The 1,297-nt window shown below is 69.4% G+C and carries 1 protein-coding gene; it reads right to left on the reverse strand.

Annotated features, from left to right (window positions below):
* Positions 1–29: 29 nt before the first annotated feature.
* A protein-coding gene (locus ACFYRY_RS42940; RefSeq protein ID WP_389158963.1) for an IS3 family transposase occupies positions 30–1,231 on the reverse strand; the annotation gives its coding sequence in 2 pieces (ribosomal slippage) (positions 30–940 and positions 940–1,231; 1,203 coding nt in all).
* Positions 1,232–1,297: the final 66 nt, after the last annotated feature.

Below are 1,297 nucleotides of genomic sequence, written 5' to 3' on the forward strand. Positions count from 1 at the left end.
GGGCCTTGACCCGGAATCTTGGACACGGGCTATGCGGCTTCGGCCAGGGTAGTTGATGTTGTGTCGAGTGCTGTCTCGTAGGCGATGGGGCTGCGTTGTCCGAGGCTGGAGTGTCGGCGTCGGGTGTTGTAGCGGTTGAGCCAGCGGAACGCGTCGAGACGGGCCTCGCGTTCGCTGGACCAGCGCTTTCGGCCCTGGAGCGTCTCGCGTTTGAATGTCGCGTTGAAGGACTCGGCGAGCGCGTTGTCCGCCGAGCTGCCGATCGTGCTCATGGACTGGCGGACGCCGGCCCGGCGGCAGGCGTCGCCGAAGGCCCGGCTGGTGTACTGGGCCCCGTGGTCGGTGTGCATGACCGCCTTGGCGAGGCTGCCGCGGGTCCGTTCGGCGGCGGCCAGGGCGTCGGTGACGATGTCGGTGCGCATGTGGTCCGCGATCGCCCAGCCGGCCAGGCGGCGTGAGGCGAGGTCGATGACGGTGGCCAAATAAAGGAACTTCCCGCCCTCCAGCGGGAGATAGGTGATGTCGCCGACGTACTTCGTGTTCGGCTGGCTTGCCGTGAAGTCGCGGCCGATCAGGTCCGGGGCCTTCGCCGCGGCCGGGTCCGCAACAGTGGTGCGGTGCCTGCGACGCAGCCGCACGCCTGCCAGACCGATGCTCCGCATCACCCGCGCGATCCGCTTGTGGTTGACTCGCTCGCCCGCCTCGCGGAGCTCGGCCGTGATCCTGGGGACGCCATAGGTGCCGTCCGACTCGCGGTGCACGGCCCGTATCCGGGCGGCGAGGCGGGCGTCGGACGCCTGCCGGGCGGCCCGGTCCGCGGCCGTCCGACGCCAGTAGTAGAAGCTGGAGCGGGCGATGCCCAGGATGGTGCACAGCCGCTTCACGCCGTAGCGGCGGTGGTGGTCGGCGACGAACTGGAAGCGGTTCACCAGCGCGTCTCCCCGGCGAAATACTTCGCCGCCTTGCGCAGGATCTCGCGTTCCTCCTCCAGCTCGCGGACCTTCTGGCGCAGAGCGGCGTTCTCCGCCTCCAACGGTGTCGGCGGCTCGGTCGGCACTTCCGCCCGGCGCCCCCGGGGCCGGCTCGCTCCGGCCGCTCGGACCCAGTTCCGCAGGGTCTCGGGGTTGATCCCCAGATCGGCGGCGACCTGCCTGATCGTCGCCTCGGGCCGCGACTGGTACAGCGCGACCGCGTCCGCCTTGAACTGCGGCGGATAGTTCTTCATGACCACGAGATGTCCGTTCTCAGATCCTCAGGATCCAGTGTCTCGTGTGTCCAGGATCAAGGGTCAAGGCCC

Source organism: Streptomyces sp. NPDC005263 (assembly GCF_042872365.1).
GTDB lineage: Bacteria > Actinomycetota > Actinomycetes > Streptomycetales > Streptomycetaceae > Streptomyces.